Origin of the sequence: Streptomyces sp. OZ13, from assembly GCF_052068155.1 — a bacterium.
Taxonomy (GTDB): domain Bacteria; phylum Actinomycetota; class Actinomycetes; order Streptomycetales; family Streptomycetaceae; genus Streptomyces.
Window position 1 is genome coordinate 689,769 of record NZ_JBQHCZ010000004.1, and the last position, 17,362, is coordinate 707,130.

General features: G+C 71.8%; 15 protein-coding genes. 10 read left to right on the forward strand and 5 right to left on the reverse strand.

Annotated elements, in window-relative coordinates; translation table 11 throughout:
* Positions 1-76 precede the first annotated feature (76 nt).
* Both disA and radA read right to left on the reverse strand, forming a co-directional pair.
* Positions 77-1,201 (reverse strand): DNA integrity scanning diadenylate cyclase DisA, encoded by a 1,125-nt coding sequence (disA, locus tag ACTMTU_RS13415; protein ID WP_005314096.1) that lies wholly within the window; start codon positions 1,199-1,201, stop codon positions 77-79.
* A 44-nt stretch (positions 1,202-1,245) separates the two neighbouring features.
* Complete coding sequence (gene radA, locus ACTMTU_RS13420; protein ID WP_441263682.1) at positions 1,246-2,688, reverse strand: DNA repair protein RadA; 1,443 nt, start codon at positions 2,686-2,688, stop codon at positions 1,246-1,248.
* Between the two features lie 172 nt (positions 2,689-2,860).
* Between radA and ACTMTU_RS13425 the strand changes: the two genes are divergently transcribed.
* Entirely contained in the window at positions 2,861-4,549 is a 1,689-nt protein-coding gene (locus tag ACTMTU_RS13425; protein ID WP_441263683.1) for a BACON domain-containing protein, read from the forward strand.
* Between the two features lie 105 nt (positions 4,550-4,654).
* Here ACTMTU_RS13425 and ACTMTU_RS13430 read toward each other — a convergent pair whose 3' ends face one another.
* The gene (locus ACTMTU_RS13430) at positions 4,655-5,461 is read right to left on the reverse strand and encodes a hypothetical protein (protein WP_441263684.1); all 807 of its coding nucleotides are present in this window, start codon (positions 5,459-5,461) and stop codon (positions 4,655-4,657) included.
* A 40-nt stretch (positions 5,462-5,501) separates the two neighbouring features.
* On the opposite strand from ACTMTU_RS13430, the gene ACTMTU_RS13435 reads away from it, so the two are divergent.
* The 4 genes from ACTMTU_RS13435 to ilvD all read left to right on the forward strand — a co-directional run bounded on the left by ACTMTU_RS13435 (position 5,502) and on the right by ilvD (position 9,845).
* Entirely contained in the window at positions 5,502-6,434 is a 933-nt protein-coding gene (locus ACTMTU_RS13435; protein WP_441263685.1) for a Ppx/GppA phosphatase family protein, read from the forward strand.
* A gap of 22 nt (positions 6,435-6,456) precedes the next feature.
* Positions 6,457-7,275 (forward strand): sugar phosphate isomerase/epimerase family protein, encoded by an 819-nt coding sequence (locus tag ACTMTU_RS13440; protein WP_441263686.1) that lies wholly within the window; start codon positions 6,457-6,459, stop codon positions 7,273-7,275.
* Entirely contained in the window at positions 7,272-7,901 is a 630-nt protein-coding gene (locus ACTMTU_RS13445; protein ID WP_441263687.1) for a TetR/AcrR family transcriptional regulator, read from the forward strand. Before ACTMTU_RS13440 ends, ACTMTU_RS13445 begins: the two co-directional genes overlap by 4 nt.
* A gap of 93 nt (positions 7,902-7,994) precedes the next feature.
* On the forward strand, positions 7,995-9,845 hold the full coding sequence (gene ilvD / locus ACTMTU_RS13450; protein ID WP_441263688.1) for a dihydroxy-acid dehydratase: 1,851 nt from the start codon (positions 7,995-7,997) through the stop codon (positions 9,843-9,845).
* 33 nt (positions 9,846-9,878) lie between these two features.
* Here the strand turns inward: ilvD and ACTMTU_RS13455 are convergent, their stop codons facing one another.
* Positions 9,879-12,056 (reverse strand): protein kinase domain-containing protein, encoded by a 2,178-nt coding sequence (locus tag ACTMTU_RS13455; RefSeq protein WP_441263720.1) that lies wholly within the window; start codon positions 12,054-12,056, stop codon positions 9,879-9,881.
* 129 nt (positions 12,057-12,185) lie between these two features.
* Here ACTMTU_RS13455 and ACTMTU_RS13460 point away from each other — a divergent pair, with 129 nt between their 5' ends.
* From ACTMTU_RS13460 to proC, 5 genes are all read left to right on the forward strand, one after another.
* Positions 12,186-12,524 (forward strand): peptidase, encoded by a 339-nt coding sequence (locus ACTMTU_RS13460; RefSeq protein WP_441263689.1) that lies wholly within the window; start codon positions 12,186-12,188, stop codon positions 12,522-12,524.
* A 32-nt stretch (positions 12,525-12,556) separates the two neighbouring features.
* Positions 12,557-13,072 (forward strand): hypothetical protein, encoded by a 516-nt coding sequence (locus ACTMTU_RS13465; protein ID WP_441263690.1) that lies wholly within the window; start codon positions 12,557-12,559, stop codon positions 13,070-13,072.
* 94 nt (positions 13,073-13,166) lie between these two features.
* Positions 13,167-13,934, forward strand: coding sequence for an ABC transporter ATP-binding protein (locus tag ACTMTU_RS13470; RefSeq protein WP_441263691.1), 768 nt, complete (start codon positions 13,167-13,169; stop codon positions 13,932-13,934).
* Positions 13,931-14,716: an ABC transporter permease gene (locus ACTMTU_RS13475; RefSeq protein ID WP_441263692.1), complete on the forward strand. Its 786-nt coding sequence runs from the start codon at positions 13,931-13,933 to the stop codon at positions 14,714-14,716. The genes ACTMTU_RS13470 and ACTMTU_RS13475 overlap by 4 nt, the downstream gene beginning before the upstream one ends.
* A 112-nt stretch (positions 14,717-14,828) precedes the next feature.
* On the forward strand, positions 14,829-15,638 hold the full coding sequence (gene proC / locus ACTMTU_RS13480; RefSeq protein WP_441263693.1) for a pyrroline-5-carboxylate reductase: 810 nt from the start codon (positions 14,829-14,831) through the stop codon (positions 15,636-15,638).
* 34 nt (positions 15,639-15,672) lie between these two features.
* Here proC and trpS read toward each other — a convergent pair whose 3' ends face one another.
* Positions 15,673-16,671 carry a tryptophan--tRNA ligase gene (gene trpS / locus ACTMTU_RS13485; RefSeq protein ID WP_441263694.1) on the reverse strand — a complete coding sequence of 333 codons (999 nt, stop codon included), beginning with the start codon at positions 16,669-16,671 and terminating at the stop codon, positions 15,673-15,675.
* Positions 16,672-17,362 lie beyond the last annotated feature (691 nt).

Genomic DNA, 17,362 nt, shown 5'->3' on the forward strand with positions numbered 1-17,362 from the left:
GGGCTTCCCCGGAGGAGCCGGGCACGACACCGCCCGGGGGCGTACGGCCGTCCCGGCATGATCCGAACGAGAGGCCCTAGACGTACCGCTCGAGGATCGAGGACTCCGCGAGCCGCGACAGGCCCTCCCGCACGCTGCGGGCCCGCGCCTCGCCGACGCCGTCCACGGCCTGAAGGTCGTCCACGCTCGCCGCGAGCAGCTTCTGCAGCCCGCCGAAGTGCTCGACGAGCCGCTCGATGATCGCGCCCGGCAGCCGCGGAACCTTCGCCAGCAGCCGGTAACCGCGCGGCGAGACCGCCGAGTCGAGCGTCTCCGGCGAACCGCTGTAGCCGAGAGCCCTGGCCACGGTGGGCAGTTCGAGCAGCTCGCCGTGGCTGAGCGCGTCCAGCTCCGCGAGTGCCTCCTCCACGGTGCGCGAGCGCTTCGCCGTGGGCTCCGGTACGTAGTCGCGCACGACCAGTTCACGCTCCGGCTCGACACCCGCGATCAACTCGTCGAGCTGGAGGGCCAGCAGACGACCGTCGGTGCCCAGCTCGACCACGTACTCCGCGATCTCCGTCGCGATGCGGCGCACCATCTCCAGGCGCTGCGCGACCGCGGTGACGTCGCGGACGGTGACCAGGTCCTCGATCTCGAGGGCCGACAGCGTGCCCGCGACCTCGTCGAGGCGGAGCTTGTAGCGCTCGAGGGTGGCCAGTGCCTGGTTGGCGCGGGACAGGATCGCCGCCGACTCCTCCAGGACCCGGCGCTCCCCGTCCACGTACAGCGCGATCAGGCGCATCGACTGCGACACGGACACGACCGGGAAGCCGCACTGACGTGAGACCCGGTCCGCGGTGCGGTGCCGGGTGCCCGTCTCCTCCGTGGGGATCGAGGCGTCCGGGACCAGCTGCACCCCCGCCCGGTGGATCTTGGAGATGTCCTTGTCGAGGATGAGCGCGCCGTCCAGCTTGCACAGCTCGCGCAACCTGGTGGCGGTGAATTCCACGTCCAGCACGAAACCGCCGGTGCACATCGACTCGACGGTCTTGTCCATGCCGAGAACGATCAGGCCTCCGGTGTTGCCCCGGAGGATGCGCTCCAGTCCGTCGCGCAGGGCGGTGCCCGGTGCGACGGCGCTCAGGGCGGCGCGGATCAGCGCTTCGTTGCCGGAGCCTCCGCCGGACTTTCCGGGTGCTGATGCCCCGTCCTTGGCTGCCACTGCACTCCTCCGGCTCGTACGGGTGGGCGAGACCAGGGCAAAGTCTACCGGCGAGCTTCCGCCTCCCGTGGGGCCTCCGCCCGCTCTCTGCGCGAGCCGTCGCCGGAGGACCTCTGACGGCCCTTGGGCAGCACCCTCAGGGCGTCACCCATGTCGGCGACTTCCGTGACCTTCATACCGGGTGGGACCTTCCCCGGATCGGAGGGGACCAAGGCGTGCGTGAAGCCCAGACGGTGAGCCTCCGCCAGCCTGCGCTGGACGCCCGTGACCCTCCTCACCTCGCCCGCGAGCCCGACCTCGCCGATCGCGACCAGGTTCTTCGGCAGGGGCACGTCGCTGGCCGCCGAGGCCAGGGCGAGCGCGATCGCCAGGTCCGCGGCCGGTTCGGAGAGCTTCACCCCGCCGACGGTGGCGCTGTAGATGTCGCGCTTGCCGAGGGCGGTGATCCGGCCGCGCTGCTCGAGCACGGCCAGCATCATCGACACGCGGGAGGTCTCCAGACCGGACGTGGTGCGCCGGGGGGAGGGGATCTGGGAGTCGACGGTGAGGGCCTGCACCTCGGCGACCAGGGGGCGGCGGCCCTCCAGGGTCACCGTCAGGCACGTGCCCGGAACCGGCTCCGCGCGGCGGGTCAGGAACAGCCCGGACGGGTCCGCGAGGCCGGTGATGCCCTCGTCGTGCAGTTCGAAGCAGCCGACCTCGTCGGTCGCGCCGTAGCGGTTCTTCACGCCTCTGACCAGGCGCAGCCGGGCGTGCCGGTCGCCCTCGAAGGAGAGCACCACGTCCACCAGGTGCTCGAGCAGCCGGGGACCGGCGATGGCGCCGTCCTTGGTGACGTGGCCGACGAGCAGCGTGGACATGCCGCGCTCCTTGGAGGCGCGGATGAGCGCGCCCGCGACCTCCCTGACCTGAGCCATGCCGCCGGGGGCCCCGTCGATCTCGGGGGACGCCACGGTCTGCACCGAGTCGAGGACCAGCAGGGAGGGCTTGACCGCGTCCAGGTGGCCGAGCACGGCCGAGAGGTCGGTCTCCGCGGCGAGGTAGAGGTGGTCGTGCAGCGCCTTGATCCGGTCGGCGCGCAGCCGCACCTGACTCGCGGACTCCTCGCCCGTCACATAGAGCGTGCGGTGCTCGTCGCTGGCCGCCTTCGCCGCGACGTCGAGCAGCAGCGTCGACTTGCCGACGCCGGGTTCGCCCGCGAGGAGGACGACGGCGCCGGGCACCAGCCCCCCGCCGAGCACCCGGTCGAGCTCGTCGACGCCGGTGGAGCGGGCGGTCGCCTGCCGGCCGTCGACCTGGCCGATGGGCAGCGCGGCGGTGGACACACGGCCGGCGGCGGTCGTGCGGACGGCGGGTGCGCCGTACTCCTCCACCGTGCCCCACGCCTGGCATTCGGGGCAGCGGCCGAGCCACTTGACGGTCGTCCAGCCGCACTCTGTGCAGCGGTAGGACGGCCGGTCCTTCGCGGATTTCGTACGGGCAGCCATGCGCAAACCGTAACCGGGGCCACCGACAGCGCGGCGACTCGACCGAAAGGGGGATGGCATTCGGCCCTGATTTCACTATCGCTGTCCCCCTTCGAGCGAACTGTTCACCCGTAGGGGTTAAAAGTGCTCAAGGGGTGCGAAGGGGTCGCGGTCCTGCCCCTACGGTCACGGAGTGACGAGCAGCAGGCTGGAATCCCCTACCCACACCACCGGCGCACACCGGGCGCACCGACGCGCTCCCCGAATGTCGCCCGGGCGGCCGCCCGCACGTTACGAGCCGTACCTGGACGGCCTGTTCACCTACTGCCTGTCCGTGCTCTGCGATCACGACGCGGCCACGGCGGTCCTCGGTGACGTACTCGCCATCGCCGAACGCCAGCAGGGGCGCTGCCCCGGCGACACGGCCGAGCGGAAGGCCTGGTTGTACGCGCTCGCACGGTGGGCCTGCCTGCGCCGGCTGACGGAGCAGCGGCGCAGGCGCCAGGGCGCGCACACCGGGCGGCCCGCCGCCGCGGAGGAGCGCGCGGCCCGGACGAGCCCCGGGACCGCGGAGCGTCATCGCGCCGAACTCGCCCTGCTGGCCTGGCCGGAGGCCGCCGGCACCACCCCCGAGCAGCGCGAGGCGCTCGAACTCGCCGTCCGGCACGGGCTCGACGCCGGCCAGGTCGCCTCCGTCCTCGGTTCGGAGCCCGCGGCCACGCGCGACCTCCTCGCGGCCGCCGCATGCGAGGTCGAGCGGACCCGCGCCGCGCTCGCCGTCGTCGAGACGGGCAACTGCCCGGCGGTCGGCCGGCTCACCGGGGACAACCGCGTGCTGCTCTCGGCGGCGCTGCGCCAGGAGCTCGTACGGCACGTCGACGACTGTCCGCGCTGCCGGCGCGCCGCCGAGCGCGCCGGCGCGGGAGGGCCCTGGCCGGGCTCCGCGGTCACCCCTGCCGTGCTGCCGCTGGTCGAGGCGCCGAGGGCGGCCGCCTACATGGCGATGCTGCATGTACCGAGGGCGCGGGCCGGAGGGCCTCGGTTCGGCCCCCGGGGCTTCCCGCTGGACCCGAAGGACCATGCGGCGCGGCGGGACCGGCTGCGCGCGCGGGCGGTGACGACGACGGTCGTGGCCACCGTCGTGGCCGCTCCGGTGCTCGCCCTGTGGGCCGCGTACCGAGGGGCGCCGCTGACGGGGGAGGCCCGCGGTCCCGCGGCCAGCGCGGACGAGCGGGCGGGCGCCGGCGGCTCGGCCGCCGACCCGTACGACCACTACGAGAACGCGGGCAACGCGAGCACGAGGCCGGACCCGAGGTTCACGGCGAACCGGAGCTCGCCCGACGTCTCGGTCGAGGTCGTCAGCGAGGAAAGGATCACGCCGCCGTCCGTCGCGGGCCGGGTGGGGCCGGGCCGGATCACCGTCGAGGCGGAGCCGGCCGGGGACGGCACCCGCATCACGCTCGCGGCGTCCGGCGGCTCGCCGGTCCGCTGGTCGGCCTGGACGGGTGCGTCCTGGCTCCATCTGAGCCGGTCGTCCGGCACGCTGGACCCCGGCGAAACGATCACCCTGTATGTGACCGTCGACCGTTCGCGGGAGCCGGCCGGGCCGTGGCGGGCACGGGTGGGCGTGGATCCGTCCGGGGCGGTCGTCTTCATCCGTGGCCACGGTGACGTCACGAGGCCGCCGTCGTCGCCGGACCCTGACCCGACCTCGCCCTCCGGCCCGCCTCCGTCGTCGCCGGACCCGACCCCGCCGTCGAGCCCGCCGCCGTCGAGTCCGCCGCCCTCCGGCCCGCCGTCGTCGCCCGCGCCGGACCCGACCCCGACGGACCCGCCGACGGGTCCGCCCACGGAGCCGGCGACACCGCCGCCGGCGAACTGAGGCGCACGGGCGCAACGCCGCCCGGAACGCGGCCGCCCGGCCTGTGCTCCACGGCCGGGCGGCCGCCTCTGGGACCGGCGCGTGCGCCCGGCCCTGCGGCGGGTCTCAGACGGCCGGATCGGCCGGGTGGGGGGCGACCAGGGGGAGCGAGGACGCCAGGCGGGCCTCGCACAGGCCGGCCAGGACGTCGTACGCCGCCTTGCCCATCAGCTCCGTCAGCTCCGGGCGGTAGGTCACGTACACCGGCTCGCCGGCGCCGTGCGCGGACGTCGCCGACGTGCACCACCAGTGCAGGTCGTGACCGCCGGGGCCCCAGCCGCGGCGGTCGTACTCACCGATGGACACCTGGAGGACGCGGGAGTCGTCGGGCCGGTCGATCCATTCGTAGGTGCGCCGCACCGGCAGCTGCCAGCACACGTCCGGCTTGGTCTCCAGCGGCTCGCGGCCCTCGCGCAGCGCCAGGATGTGCAGCGAGCACCCGGCGCCGCCCGCGAAACCCGGGCGGTTCTGGAAGATGCACGAGCCCTCCCAGCGCCGCGTCTGGCGCTCACCGTCGTCGTCCTTCTGCACCCAGCCCGTGCTCGTGCCGACGTCGTGGAACTGCCAGAGGTCCGGCGTGAGACGGGCCACGTGCTCCGCGACGCGCTTCTCGTCGTCCTCGTCGGAGAAGTGCGCCCCCAGCGTGCAGCAGCCGTCGTCCGCGCGCCCCGCCTGGATGCCCTGGCAGCCGCTGCCGAAGATGCAGCTCCAGCGCGAGGTCAGCCAGGTCAGGTCGCAGCGGAAGACCTGCTCGTCGTCGGCGGGGTCGGGAAACTCCACCCAGGCGCGGGCGAAGTCCAGGCCCTTCTCGTCGGTCTCGGTCTTCTCCGGAGGGCTGGCTTTGCCCGGCTTCGCCTTTTTCGTCTTTGGCACGGGTCCAGCGTATGCGGGCGGCCGCAGTAGCGTTCCGCCCATGAGACTCGGAGTCCTCGACGTCGGTTCGAACACGGTGCATCTGCTGGCAGTGGATGCGCACCCCGGCGCACGGCCGCTGCCCGCCCACTCGCACAAGGCGGAACTGCGCCTCGCCGAGCTGCTCGACGAGGACGGGGCGATCGGTGACGACGGCGTCGACCGTCTCATCGAAACGATCACCGACGCCCTCCAGGCCGCCGAGGACAAGGGCTGCGAAGAGGTGCTGGCCTTCGCCACCTCCGCGGTGCGCGAGGCCACCAACGCGGACGCCGTGCTGGCCCGGGTGAAGGAAGAGACGGGTGTCGCCCTGACTGTGCTGAGCGGCGAGGAGGAGGCTCGACTCACCTTCCTCGCCGCCCGCCGCTGGTTCGGCTGGTCGGCCGGGAAGCTGCTCGTCCTCGACATCGGCGGCGGTTCCCTCGAGATCGCGTACGGCATGGACGAGGAGCCCGACGCGGCCGTGTCCCTGCCGCTCGGCGCGGGCCGGCTCACCGCGGGCATGCTGCCCGGCGACCCGCCGGACACGCACGACGTCAAGGCCATGCGCCGCCATGTGCGGGCCCAGATCGCCCGGGTCGTCGGCGAATTCACCCGCTTCGGCAAGCCGGACCACATCGTCGCGACCTCCAAGACCTTCAAGCAGCTCGCCCGGATAACCGGCGCGGCACGCTCGGCCGAGGGGCCGTACGTGCAGAGGGAACTGAGTCGTAAATCACTGGAGGAGTGGGTCCCCAAGCTGGCGGCCATGACGGTCGAGCAGCGCGCCGGACTGCCCGGCGTGTCGGAGGGGCGGGCCCGCCAGATCCTCGCGGGAGCCCTGGTGGCGGAGGGTGCGATGGACCTCTTCGGCGCGGACGAACTCGAGATCTGCCCGTGGGCGCTGCGCGAGGGTGTGATCCTCCGCCGCCTGGATCACCTCCCTGCCGACTAGTCCGGCCCCGTACCCTGTCCCCGTGGCAGAACCAGTCGTGCGTATCCCGGATGCGAAGGTTGTCCTGTCGACGGCTTCCGTCTATCCGGAGTCGACGGCGACAGCCTTCGAGGTCGCCGCGCGCCTCGGCTACGACGGGGTCGAGGTCATGGTGTGGACCGATCCCGTGAGCCAGGACATCGAGGCGCTCCGCCGGCTCTCCGACTACCACCGGATGCCGGTCCACGCGGTCCACGCGCCGTGTCTGCTGATCACCCAGCGGGTCTGGTCCACGGACCCGTGGGTGAAACTCCAGCGGGCGAAGGCGGCGGCGGAGAAGCTCGGGGCGTCGACGGTCGTGGTGCATCCGCCGTTCCGCTGGCAGCGCCAGTACTCACGCGACTTCGTCCGCGGGATCTGGCGGATGGCGGACGAGACGGACGTGCGGTTCGCGGTGGAGAACATGTACCCGTGGCGCTACCGGGACCGCGAGATGCTCGCCTACGCCCCCGACTGGGACGTCACCAAGGACGACTACCGCCACTTCACTATCGACCTCTCGCACGCCGCGACGTCCCGCACCGACACCATGGCGATGGTCGACCGCATGGGCGACCGGCTCGGCCACGTGCACCTGGCGGACGGCAAAGGGTCCGCGAAGGACGAGCACCTGGTGCCAGGACGCGGCGACCAGCCCTGCGCGGAACTGCTGGAGCGGCTCGCGCGCTCGGGTTTCGACGGCCATGTCGTCATCGAGGTCAACACCCGGCGCGCCATGTCCGCCGCCGAACGTGAGGCCGATCTGGCGGAGGCGCTGGCCTTCACCCGGCTGCACCTGGCGTCGGCCTCCCGCATCCCGTGACGGAGGAACGCAGGCGGCGCGGCCGTCCCGCCCGTAAGGCGGCCGACGAGGGGCCCGGCGCGCGGGAACGCATCCTCGAGGCGGCCCGTGCCGAGTTCGCCGAGCGTGGTTACGACAAGACGACGATGCGGGGGATCGCCCGGGCGGCCGGGGTCGACGCGGCGCTCGTCCACCACTACTTCGGCACCAAGGACGACGTCTTCGCGGCCGCGATCGAGGTCTCCTTCGAACCGGCGATGGTGCTTCCGCAGATCCTCGGCCAGGGTGAGGCGGGGATCGGTGAACGCCTGGCGCGCTATTTCATCGGCATCTGGGAGAACCCGGCGACCCGCGCGCCCCTGCTCGCGATCGTCCGTTCCGCGCTGACCCACGAAGCGGCGGCCAAGGTGCTGCGGGGCTTCGTGCTGCGGCGCCTGCTGGAGCGGGTGGCGGGGGAGCTGGACGTACCGGATCCGCGCTTCCGGGCCGAGCTCGCCGCCTCCCACATGGTGGGCATCGTGATCCTGCGGTACGTGGTCCAGGTGGAGCCGATGGCCTCGGTGGATCCGGAGGAGATCGTCCGGATGGTGGCGCCGTCGCTGCAGCGCTACCTGACCGAGGACATCGAACGGCCGACCGAGGACTGAGCCGGGCGTCCCGCATTTCGGACAACCTGTCCAGATCTTGGAGCGGCGGCGTACGCTCGAGGCAGGTACACCCGTCACGAGGAGCGAGCGACGATGCCCGAGCTGAGGTCCCGCACTGTCACCCACGGCCGCAACATGGCGGGCGCCCGCGCCCTTATGCGGGCGTCGGGCGTAGCGAGCGAGGACATCGGCAAGCCGATCGTCGCCGTCGCCAACTCCTTCACCGAGTTCGTCCCCGGGCACACGCACCTGGCCCCGGTGGGCCGGATCGTGTCCGAGGCGATCAAGGCCGCGGGCGCCGTGCCCCGCGAGTTCAACACGATCGCCGTCGACGACGGCATCGCCATGGGCCACGGCGGCATGCTCTACTCGCTGCCCTCCCGCGACCTGATCGCCGACTCGGTCGAGTACATGGTCGAGGCGCACTGCGCGGACGCCCTGATCTGCATCTCCAACTGCGACAAGATCACCCCGGGCATGCTCAACGCCGCCCTGCGGCTGAACATCCCGACGGTCTTCGTCTCCGGCGGCCCGATGGAGTCCGGCCGGGCGACGCTCGTCGACGGCACGGTCCGCACGCTCGACCTGGTCGACGCCATGTCGGACGCGGTCAACGAGAAGATCTCGGACGAGGACATCCTCCGTATCGAGGAGAACGCCTGTCCGACCTGCGGCTCCTGTTCCGGTATGTTCACCGCCAACTCGATGAACTGCCTGACCGAGGCCATCGGCCTGTCCCTGCCGGGCAACGGCTCCGTCCTCGCCACCCACACCGCCCGCAAGGCGCTGTACGAGAACGCCGCCGCCACGGTCGTCGACATCACCAAGCGGTACTACGAGCAGGGCGACGAGTCCGTCCTGCCGCGCAACGTCGCCACCTTCGCGGCCTTCGAGAACGCCATGGCGCTCGACATCGCCATGGGCGGCTCGACGAACACGATCCTGCACCTGCTGGCCGCCGCCCAGGAGGCGGGCGTCGAGTTCGGCCTCGACGAGATCGACGCCGTCTCGCGCCGGGTGCCCTGCCTGGCCAAGGTCGCGCCGAACGTCGCCAAGAACCGCACGTACTACATGGAGGACGTCCACCGCGCCGGCGGCATCCCCGCCCTGCTGGGCGAACTGCACCGCGCCGGCATGCTGAACGAGGACGTGCACTCCGTGCACAGCCCCTCGCTCGCGGACTGGCTCAAGAGCTGGGACGTGCGCGGCGGTTCGCCGTCCGCCGAGGCCGTCGAGCTGTGGCACGCGGCGCCCGGCTGCGTCCGCTCCGCCACGGCCTTCTCCCAGTCCGAGCGCTGGGAGGCGCTGGACGACGACGCGGAGAACGGCTGCATCCGCTCCGCCGAGCACGCCTACTCCAAGGACGGCGGACTCGCCGTGCTGCGTGGCAACCTCGCCGTCGACGGCTGTGTCGTGAAGACCGCCGGCGTGGACGAGTCGATCTGGACCTTCGAGGGCCCGGCCGTGGTCTGCGAGTCGCAGGAAGAGGCCGTCGACAAGATCCTCAAGAAGGAGATCACCCACGGCGATGTGGTGGTCATCCGGTACGAGGGCCCCAAGGGCGGCCCCGGCATGCAGGAGATGCTCTACCCGACGTCCTTCCTCAAGGGCCGCGGCCTCGGCAAGACCTGCGCCCTGATCACCGACGGCCGCTTCTCCGGCGGCACCTCGGGCCTGTCGATCGGCCACGCCTCCCCGGAGGCGGCCTCCGGCGGCACGATCGCGCTCGTCGAGGACGGTGACCGTATCCGCATCGACATCCCGGGCCGCACCATCGAACTGCTCGTCGACGACGCCACGCTGGCGGCCCGGCGCGAGGCCCTGAACGGCGTCTACGCCCCCAAGTCGCGGGAACGCAAGGTGTCCGCCGCCCTGCGCGCCTACGCCGCGATGGCGACGAGCGCCGACAGGGGCGCCGTCAGGGACGTGTCCAAGCTGGGCTGACCCGCCGCCCGACTGCTCGCGGACCCGGTGCGCTCACCAGCGCGCCGGGTCCTTCGCGTCCACGGCGAAGACAGAGCCGTCCGGGGCGCTGGCGTACACCTTCCCGTCCACGGTGACGGGTGCGGGCAGCAGCGCGGAGAAGGTCGAACCGTCGTCGGACATCCGCAGGCCCGTCTGGCCGGTGATCCTGCCGAGCCGCGCGTCGACGGCGAGCAGCCGCCCGTCGGCGGCGGACAGGTAGACCGCCCGTCCGTCGGTGACCGGGCGCGAAAGGTGGGCGACCCCGGTCTCCAGGCGCCACAGCTCGGGACCGTCGGTACCCGGCCGGGCCGTGTCCAACGCGAAGAGCGAGCCACCGGAACCGGAGATGTAGACGGTCCTCCCCGCGACCGTCGCCTGCGCCTGGTCGACCGGGACGGTCAGGGGGATGGTGCGTACGGCCCGGCCGTCGGTCGCGGTGTCGATCGTGACGACCGCGCCGGTGAAGCCGTCGGTGCCGGCCGAGAGGAGATACAGGACGCCGCCGGCGAGCTGTACCGGCGTCAGCGAACCCGGCACGCGTTCGGTCCACAGCAGCTCGCCGCTCATCGGACCGACGGCGCTGACGAGGGTCGAGGTCCCGTCGGCCGACGGCGTGGCGGCGAGCGCCGGGCCGTCGCCGCCCGGGTCGGACAGCCACTGGGTACCGGGCCCGCCGTGCCGCTTCTGCCAGCGCGCCTCGCCGGTGGTCGCGTCGATCGCCCGGACCGTCCCGGCGTCCGACACCAGCAGGACGGTGTCGCCGACGACTCGTACGGTCGGATGTCCGGACGCGTCCAGCTCCCGGCGCACCTCGCCCGTCCCCGGGTCGAGCGCCTGGTAGCGGTCACCGTCGCGCGTCACCACGTGCAGCAGTCCGCCGGCGGTGTGGGGCGCCAGGCCCTCGTCGCTCTGCGCGGCGGCGTCACCGGCGGCCCGTTCCTTCGTCGTCCAGACCGTCGAGCCGTCGGCCGGGTCCAGCCGCGTGGTACCGACGCCGGGGGCCGCGCAGTAGAGGGCGTCGCCGTCGCCGGCCGTGCACACGGGGACGCCGGAGACGGCGCCGTCCCGCAGGGGGACGTTCCACGGGCGGAAGCGCTGTTCGGCGGAGGGCGTGGTGCGCCCGCCGGCGGGGGAGCCGTCGTCCGGGACGACGACGGCGGCGGTGCCGGCGGCGGCAAGTACGGCGACCGCGGCGACGGCGACGGCCCAGCGCCTTCGGGCCCGGCGCGCGGGGGAAGCGGCGGCGGGTGCGTCGCCGGCCGGCTCGGAGCCCGCGGACGGTTCCGGCACGGCCGCGCGGGTCTCACCGGGAGCGGGATCGCGCTGCGCCGGTATGTAGGCCTGGGTGTCGTACGCGGAGGACGGCGAGGACGCCCGCAGCGCCACCATCAGCTCGTACGGCGTCGGCCGCGCCTGCGGGTCCTTCGCCAGACACCGCGCCACGAGCGGTACGAGCCGCTGCGGCACACCCGTCAGGTCCGGCTCGTTGTGCACGACCTGGTACGCCACGATGTACGGGCTGTCGGAGTCGAACGGCCCGCGCCCGGTCGCCGCGTGGACCAGCACCGCGCCCAGCGCGAACACATCCGCCGCCGGCCCGACCTCGCGGGGGCGCTGGAACTGCTCGGGCGCCATGAACGGCGGTGTGCCGATCAGTTTTCCGGTCTCGGTGCGCAGATCGCTGTCGGTGGGACGCGAGATGCCGAAGTCGATGACTTTCGGCCCGTCCGCGGCCAGCAGCACGTTGCTGGGTTTGAGATCGCGGTGCACCACGCCCGCCCGGTGGATGTCGCGGAGTGCCTCCGCGAGCCCGGCGCCCGCCCGCACGAGTTCGGCCGGATTCAGCGGACCGTTCCGCTTCACCCGGTCCGCGAGGGTCGGGCCCTCGATGAAGAGGGTGGCCATCCAGGGCCGTCCGGCGTCCGGGTCGGCGTCGACGACCGGCGCGGTGAAAGCTCCGCTGACCCGTCGGGCGGCGGCGACCTCTTGGCGGAAACGCGCTCTGAACTCCGGGTCCAGGGCGTGCTCGGCATGAATGACCTTGACCGCGAGCCGTAGACCCGAGGCGGAGGTGGCCAGATGGACGACGCCCATCCCGCCGTTGCCCAGTACCGCCTCGAGGCGGTACTGCCCTGCATATTCCGGATGCTCCGCTTCCGGGAACGGCCCGGTGCTGCGCAGCGGTGGCATCTCCCACCCCCGTCTGATGGTGCGCACGCGCGACGCACGGAGCCTAGTCGATGATGCGTGCGATCCAGCCATGGCTTGCTAGCCTGCGCGCGGCGCAACCAATCGTCCATGTCAACGGGGGGAAGTCCGATGGCTCTTGAAGAGGCTCAGAACACAGCGGCGGGGAACGCGGCCGCCGAGGCGGACGCGACCGAGGCCGAACCGGTCGGCACCATGACGGTCAAGCGCTACCCGGTCGCCCCCGGCGTGCGTCTCAATGTGCGCAGCGGGCCGGGGACCGACTACCGGCTGGTCAGGATCCTGCCGTACGGCGCCACCGTCCCGATCAACTGCCAGAAGGCCGGCGAGACCGTCACCGGCACCTACGGCACGAGCAACATCTGGGACAACATCGCCAACGGCGAGTTCGTGGCGGACGCGTACGTGCAGACCGGCAGCGACGGTTACGTCGCCCGGCGCTGCGCCTGACCCTCCGCCCGCGTACGGGGATAATCGACCCCGTGAGCGACCAGAGCGAGAACACCACGGCGAGCGGCGGCGGCCCGGAGCCCGAGCCCATCCGTTTCTTCGGCACGACATGGGTCGGCCACGACGGGGGGTACGGGCTGCGCCGGGCCGCTGTCGCCGCCGGCTCGCTGATCACCGCCTTCGCGGCCGCCCTGCTGCTGCGCTTCGCCTATCAGGGGCTGGCCATCGCCGAGGTCGGCAGCTTCGTGAACGTCCTCGTCGTCGTGATGTTCGCGGTGTGCAGCGCCATCGCGTTCCGTAAGACCTGGGAGAGCTTCTCCCGCCGTCCCGACGGCTCGCCGTCGGAGGACTCGCTGCGCAGCCTCAAGACGATCGGCTTCATCGGCTCGCTCATCGCGTACGCCCTGCGCTGCCTCAGTGAGGCGCCGGGCGAGAAGCTGCGCCGCGCCGAGTACGAGTCGGCGCTCAGGCAGTACGAGAAGCGCCGCGGCACCCGCTCGGGCAACCCGGCCGCCCGCGGGACGAAGGGCCGCCCCAAGCGCCGCTGACGCGACACACACGAACGCCCGGTCACGCCCCTACAGGGGTGCGGCCGGGCGTTCGTGCTTGACGGCCCGTATCGGCGGGAGCATTATTCATCGCATGATGAATTCCTCCGGCGTCGCCGTCGTCGCCCGCGGCCTCACCGTGCTGCGAGGAGACCGCACCGTCCTGCGCGGCGTCGACTTCTCGGTCCTGTCAGGCCGCATCACCGGGCTCCTCGGGCCTTCCGGCTGCGGGAAGTCGACGCTGATGCGCGCGGTCGTCGGCACCCAGGCCAAGGTCGGCGGCACCCTCGAGATCCTCGGCCGCCCCGCCGGCGCCGCCGAGCTCCGCTCCCGCATCGGCTACGTCACCCAGGCCCCGTCCGTCTACGACGACCTCACCGTCCGGCAGAACCTCGACTACTTCGCCTCCGTCCTCCTCCCGGGCCGCCGCAACCGCGACGCCCGCCGCGAGTACGTCACGCGAGCCGTCGAGGACGTCGACCTCGCCTCGCACGCCGACTCGCTCGCCGGACGGCTCTCCGGCGGCCAGCGCAGCCGGGTCTCGCTCGCGGTCGCCCTGCTGGGCACCCCTGAGATGCTCGTCCTCGACGAGCCCACCGTCGGCCTCGACCCCGTCCTCCGCCGCGACCTGTGGGACCTCTTCCACCGCCTCGCCGGCGAACGTGGAGTGACGATCCTCGTCTCTTCCCACGTCATGGACGAGGCCGAACGCTGTCACCGCCTCCTCCTCATGCGCGAAGGGGAGATCCTCGCCGAGGACGCCCCGGACGACCTGCGCGTCCGCACCCGCTCGGAAACCGTCGAACAGGCCTTCCTCCACCTCGTGGACCAGGCCGACGCCCTTCAGGAGAGCCGCCGATGAGCTCCCGCCCGACTCCCGCCACCCTTCAGCGGCCGGCCCTCGCGCCCTCCGTGTCCCGCACCCTCGCGACCGCCGCACGGGTACTGCGGCAGCTCCGCCACGACCCGCGCTCCATCGCCCTGATGCTGCTCGTGCCGTGCCTAATGCTCTTCCTGCTCCGATTCGTCTTCGACGGCAGCCCCGGCACGTTCGACTCCATCGGCGCCTCGCTGCTCGGCATCTTCCCGTTGATCACCATGTTCCTGGTGACCTCCATCGCCACCCTGCGCGAACGCACCTCCGGCACCCTCGAACGACTCCTCGCCATGCCGCTCGGCAAGGCCGACCTCATCGCCGGTTACGCACTCGCCTTCGGTCTCGTCGCAGTGCTCCAGTCGCTGCTCGCCACCGGACTCGCCCTCTGGGTCCTCGGCCTCGACATCGTCGGCTCGCCCTGGCTGCTGCTCCTCGTCGCGCTGCTCGACGCGTTGCTGGGCACGGCGCTCGGACTGTTCGTCTCCGCCTTCGCCGCCTCCGAGTTCCAGGCGGTCCAGTTCATGCCGGCCGTGATCTTTCCCCAGCTGCTGCTGTGCGGCCTGTTCGCGCCCCGCGACACGATGCAGCCCGTCCTCGAAGCGATTTCCGACGTGCTCCCCATGTCCTACGCCGTCGACGCCATGAGCGAGGTCCTGCGCCATCCCGACGTCACCGGCGACTTCGTGCGGGACGTCCTGGTCGTCGCGGTCTGCGCGCTGGTCGTCCTAGCCCTCGGCGCCGCCACCCTGCGCCGCCGCACCGCCTGACCGCCGCCTCCACGGGGAACGCCCGTACCGACACTCGGACGACCACGGCACGAGCCCGGCTCCGGTGACAGGATGTGCGCACGTATCCCCACCGGCGAGGTGAACTTCAGCCATGACCCAGACAGTCGCAGTCCTCGGTACGGGCAAGATCGGTGAAGCGCTGCTCAGCGGCATGATCCGTGCGGGCTGGCGCCCCGCGGACCTGCTGGTCACCACCCGCCGCGCCGATCGCGCCGACGAACTGCGCACCCGCTACGGCGTCGAGCCCGTCACCAACGCGGAAGCCGCCAAGCGTGCCGACACCCTGATCCTCGCCGTCAAGCCGCAGGACATGGGCAAGCTCCTCGACGAACTCGGCCCGCACATCACCGCGGACCGACTCGTCATCAGCGCGGCGGCCGGTATCACCACGTCCTTCATCGAGGAGCGCCTCGCCGCGGGCACACCCGTGGTCCGGGTCATGCCCAACACCCCGGTGCTCGTGGACGAGGGCATGTCCGTGATCTCCGCCGGCAGCCATGCCACGGGCGACCACGTCGCCCATGCCGAGGAGATCTTCGGCGGTGTGGGCAAGACGCTGCGCGTCCCCGAGTCGCAGCAGGACGCGGCGACGGCCCTCTCCGGATCGGGTCCGGCGTACTTCTACTTCCTCGTCGAGGCCATGACGGACGCGGGAATCCTGCTCGGCCTTCCGCGCGCCCAGGCCCACGACCTGATCGTCCAGGCCGCCATCGGCGCGGCCGTGATGCTCAGGGACAGCGGCGAGCACCCGGTGAAACTGCGGGAAGCGGTCACCTCGCCGGCGGGCACCACCATCAGCGCCATCCGCGAACTGGAGAACCACGGCGTACGGGCCGCCCTGATCGCCGCTCTCGAGGCCGCCCGCGACCGCAGCCGCGAACTGGCCTCCGGCAACGGCTGACCGGCCCGCCGCGGTTCTCCGTGTTCCGCGTCCGTCATGCTGCCGGCAGCAGTCCGATCGCCCGGTAGGCGGCGTCCACCGTCGGACGGGCCATGCCCCTGGCCCGTTCCGCTCCCTTCCTCAGCACCTCGTCGACGTGTCCCGGATCGGCCGCGAGTTCGGCGTGCCGCTCCCTGATCGGCCTCAGCACCTCGAGTACCGCCTCGGCCGTGTCCTTCTTCAAGGCCCCGTACGACCGATACGCACCGGCCAGCTCCTTGGGGCTCGCGCCGGAGCAGGCCGAGAGGATCTCGAGCAGATTCGCGACGCCGGGCCGGGTGCCGGGGTCGTACTCGACGTCATCCCCGCTGTCCGTGACCGCCCGCATGATCTTCTTGCGCACCACGTCGGCCTCGTCCAGCAGATAGACGATGCCCGCACCGGACTCGTGCGACTTCCCCATCTTCGACGTGGGGTCCTGAAGGTCCATGACCCGGGCCGCGACCGGCGGGGCCGTGGCCCGGGGGACGTTGAAGGTGTGCCCGTAGCGCTGGTTGAACCGCACCGCCAGGTCGCGGGTCAGCTCCACATGCTGCGTCTGGTCGTCACCCACCGGCACCTCGTCCGCCTGGTAGGCCAGGATGTCCGCCGCCATCAGCACCGGATAGGTGAGCAGCGACAGCCGCACGCTCTGCCCGGCCGCGCGTGCCCGGACGCTCTTCTCCTTGTACTGGATCATGCGCCGAAGCTCGCCGTCGGTGGCCGTGCACTCGAGGAGGTACGACAGCCGCGCGTGCTCGTCCACATGGCTCTGCACGAAGACGGTGCACAGATCAGGGTCGAGACCGGCGGCCAGCATCAGAGTCGCTGCCTGACGACTGAGTCTGCGCACCCGCGCCGGGTCGTGCTCGACCGTGAGTGCGTGCAGGTCGACCACGCTGAACAGCGCGTCCGCCTGGTGCTGGTCCACCTCGACCCACCTGCGCAGCGCGCCCAGGTAGTTCCCCAGGGTCAGATGCCCTGTCGGCTTGATCCCGCTGAAGATCCGCTTCATTCCGTTCTCCGTCTCCTGATCGAAGCCGCCGCGCTCAGCGGCCGGGCTCCCGGAGGGAGATACGCGAACGGCCGCCGAGGCGGCGGCCGTGGGTGCATGCGAAGGTGCCGGCCGCCGTCAGGCGGCCCACCACTGGTGGAGGCACATGCGCGATGTCATGGGCCCAACAGTACGCCGCCAGAGGCCGTCAGGGGGCGGGTTGACATCACCTACCGGCATCCGTAGTGTTCTCCGAGTTGTCCGACGTGAGCACCGACCCCGGTCGGCCCCGGACAGCCATTCCGTAAGACCCACTTCGATGAACGGCATTCTGTGTCGTCCGTCTTTCGTGCGCCTTTGCGAAATGAAGAATCCACGTTCGAAAGGACGCCGGCCCCGATTCGCTTCGGGGCGGGGGATTCCGCTAAAGTCTCACTCGTCGGAACGGCCCAACAGCCGGGAAGACAACTCCCGCTGACCGGGAATCAGGCCCGAAAGAGTCTGATAGAGTCGGAACCGCCGGAAGGCCGAAAGGCCGGAAAGCACACCGAGGAAATCGGATCGGAAAGATCTGATAGAGTCGGAAACGCAAGACCGAAGGGAAGCGCCCGGAGGAAAGCCCGAAAGGGTGAGTACAAAGGAAGCGTCCGTTCCTTGAGAACTCAACAGTGTGCCAAAAATCAACGCCAGATATGTTGATACCCCGTCCATC

Excerpts from the sequence above, each read along its gene's own strand:
- proC (WP_441263693.1), top strand. The coding sequence starts at position 14,829 with ATGACCCAGACAGTCGCAGTCCTCGGTACGGGCAAGATCGGTGAAGCG.
- ACTMTU_RS13460 (WP_441263689.1), top strand. The coding sequence starts at position 12,186 with ATGGCTCTTGAAGAGGCTCAGAACACAGCGGCGGGGAACGCGGCCGCC.
- ACTMTU_RS13475 (WP_441263692.1), top strand. The coding sequence starts at position 13,931 with ATGAGCTCCCGCCCGACTCCCGCCACCCTTCAGCGGCCGGCCCTCGCG.
- ACTMTU_RS13455 (WP_441263720.1), bottom strand. The coding sequence starts at position 12,056 with ATGCCACCGCTGCGCAGCACCGGGCCGTTCCCGGAAGCGGAGCATCCG.
- ACTMTU_RS13435 (WP_441263685.1), top strand. The coding sequence starts at position 5,502 with ATGAGACTCGGAGTCCTCGACGTCGGTTCGAACACGGTGCATCTGCTG.
- trpS (WP_441263694.1), bottom strand. The coding sequence starts at position 16,671 with ATGAAGCGGATCTTCAGCGGGATCAAGCCGACAGGGCATCTGACCCTG.
- ilvD (WP_441263688.1), top strand. The coding sequence starts at position 7,995 with ATGCCCGAGCTGAGGTCCCGCACTGTCACCCACGGCCGCAACATGGCG.
- radA (WP_441263682.1), bottom strand. The coding sequence starts at position 2,688 with ATGGCTGCCCGTACGAAATCCGCGAAGGACCGGCCGTCCTACCGCTGC.
- ACTMTU_RS13470 (WP_441263691.1), top strand. The coding sequence starts at position 13,167 with ATGATGAATTCCTCCGGCGTCGCCGTCGTCGCCCGCGGCCTCACCGTG.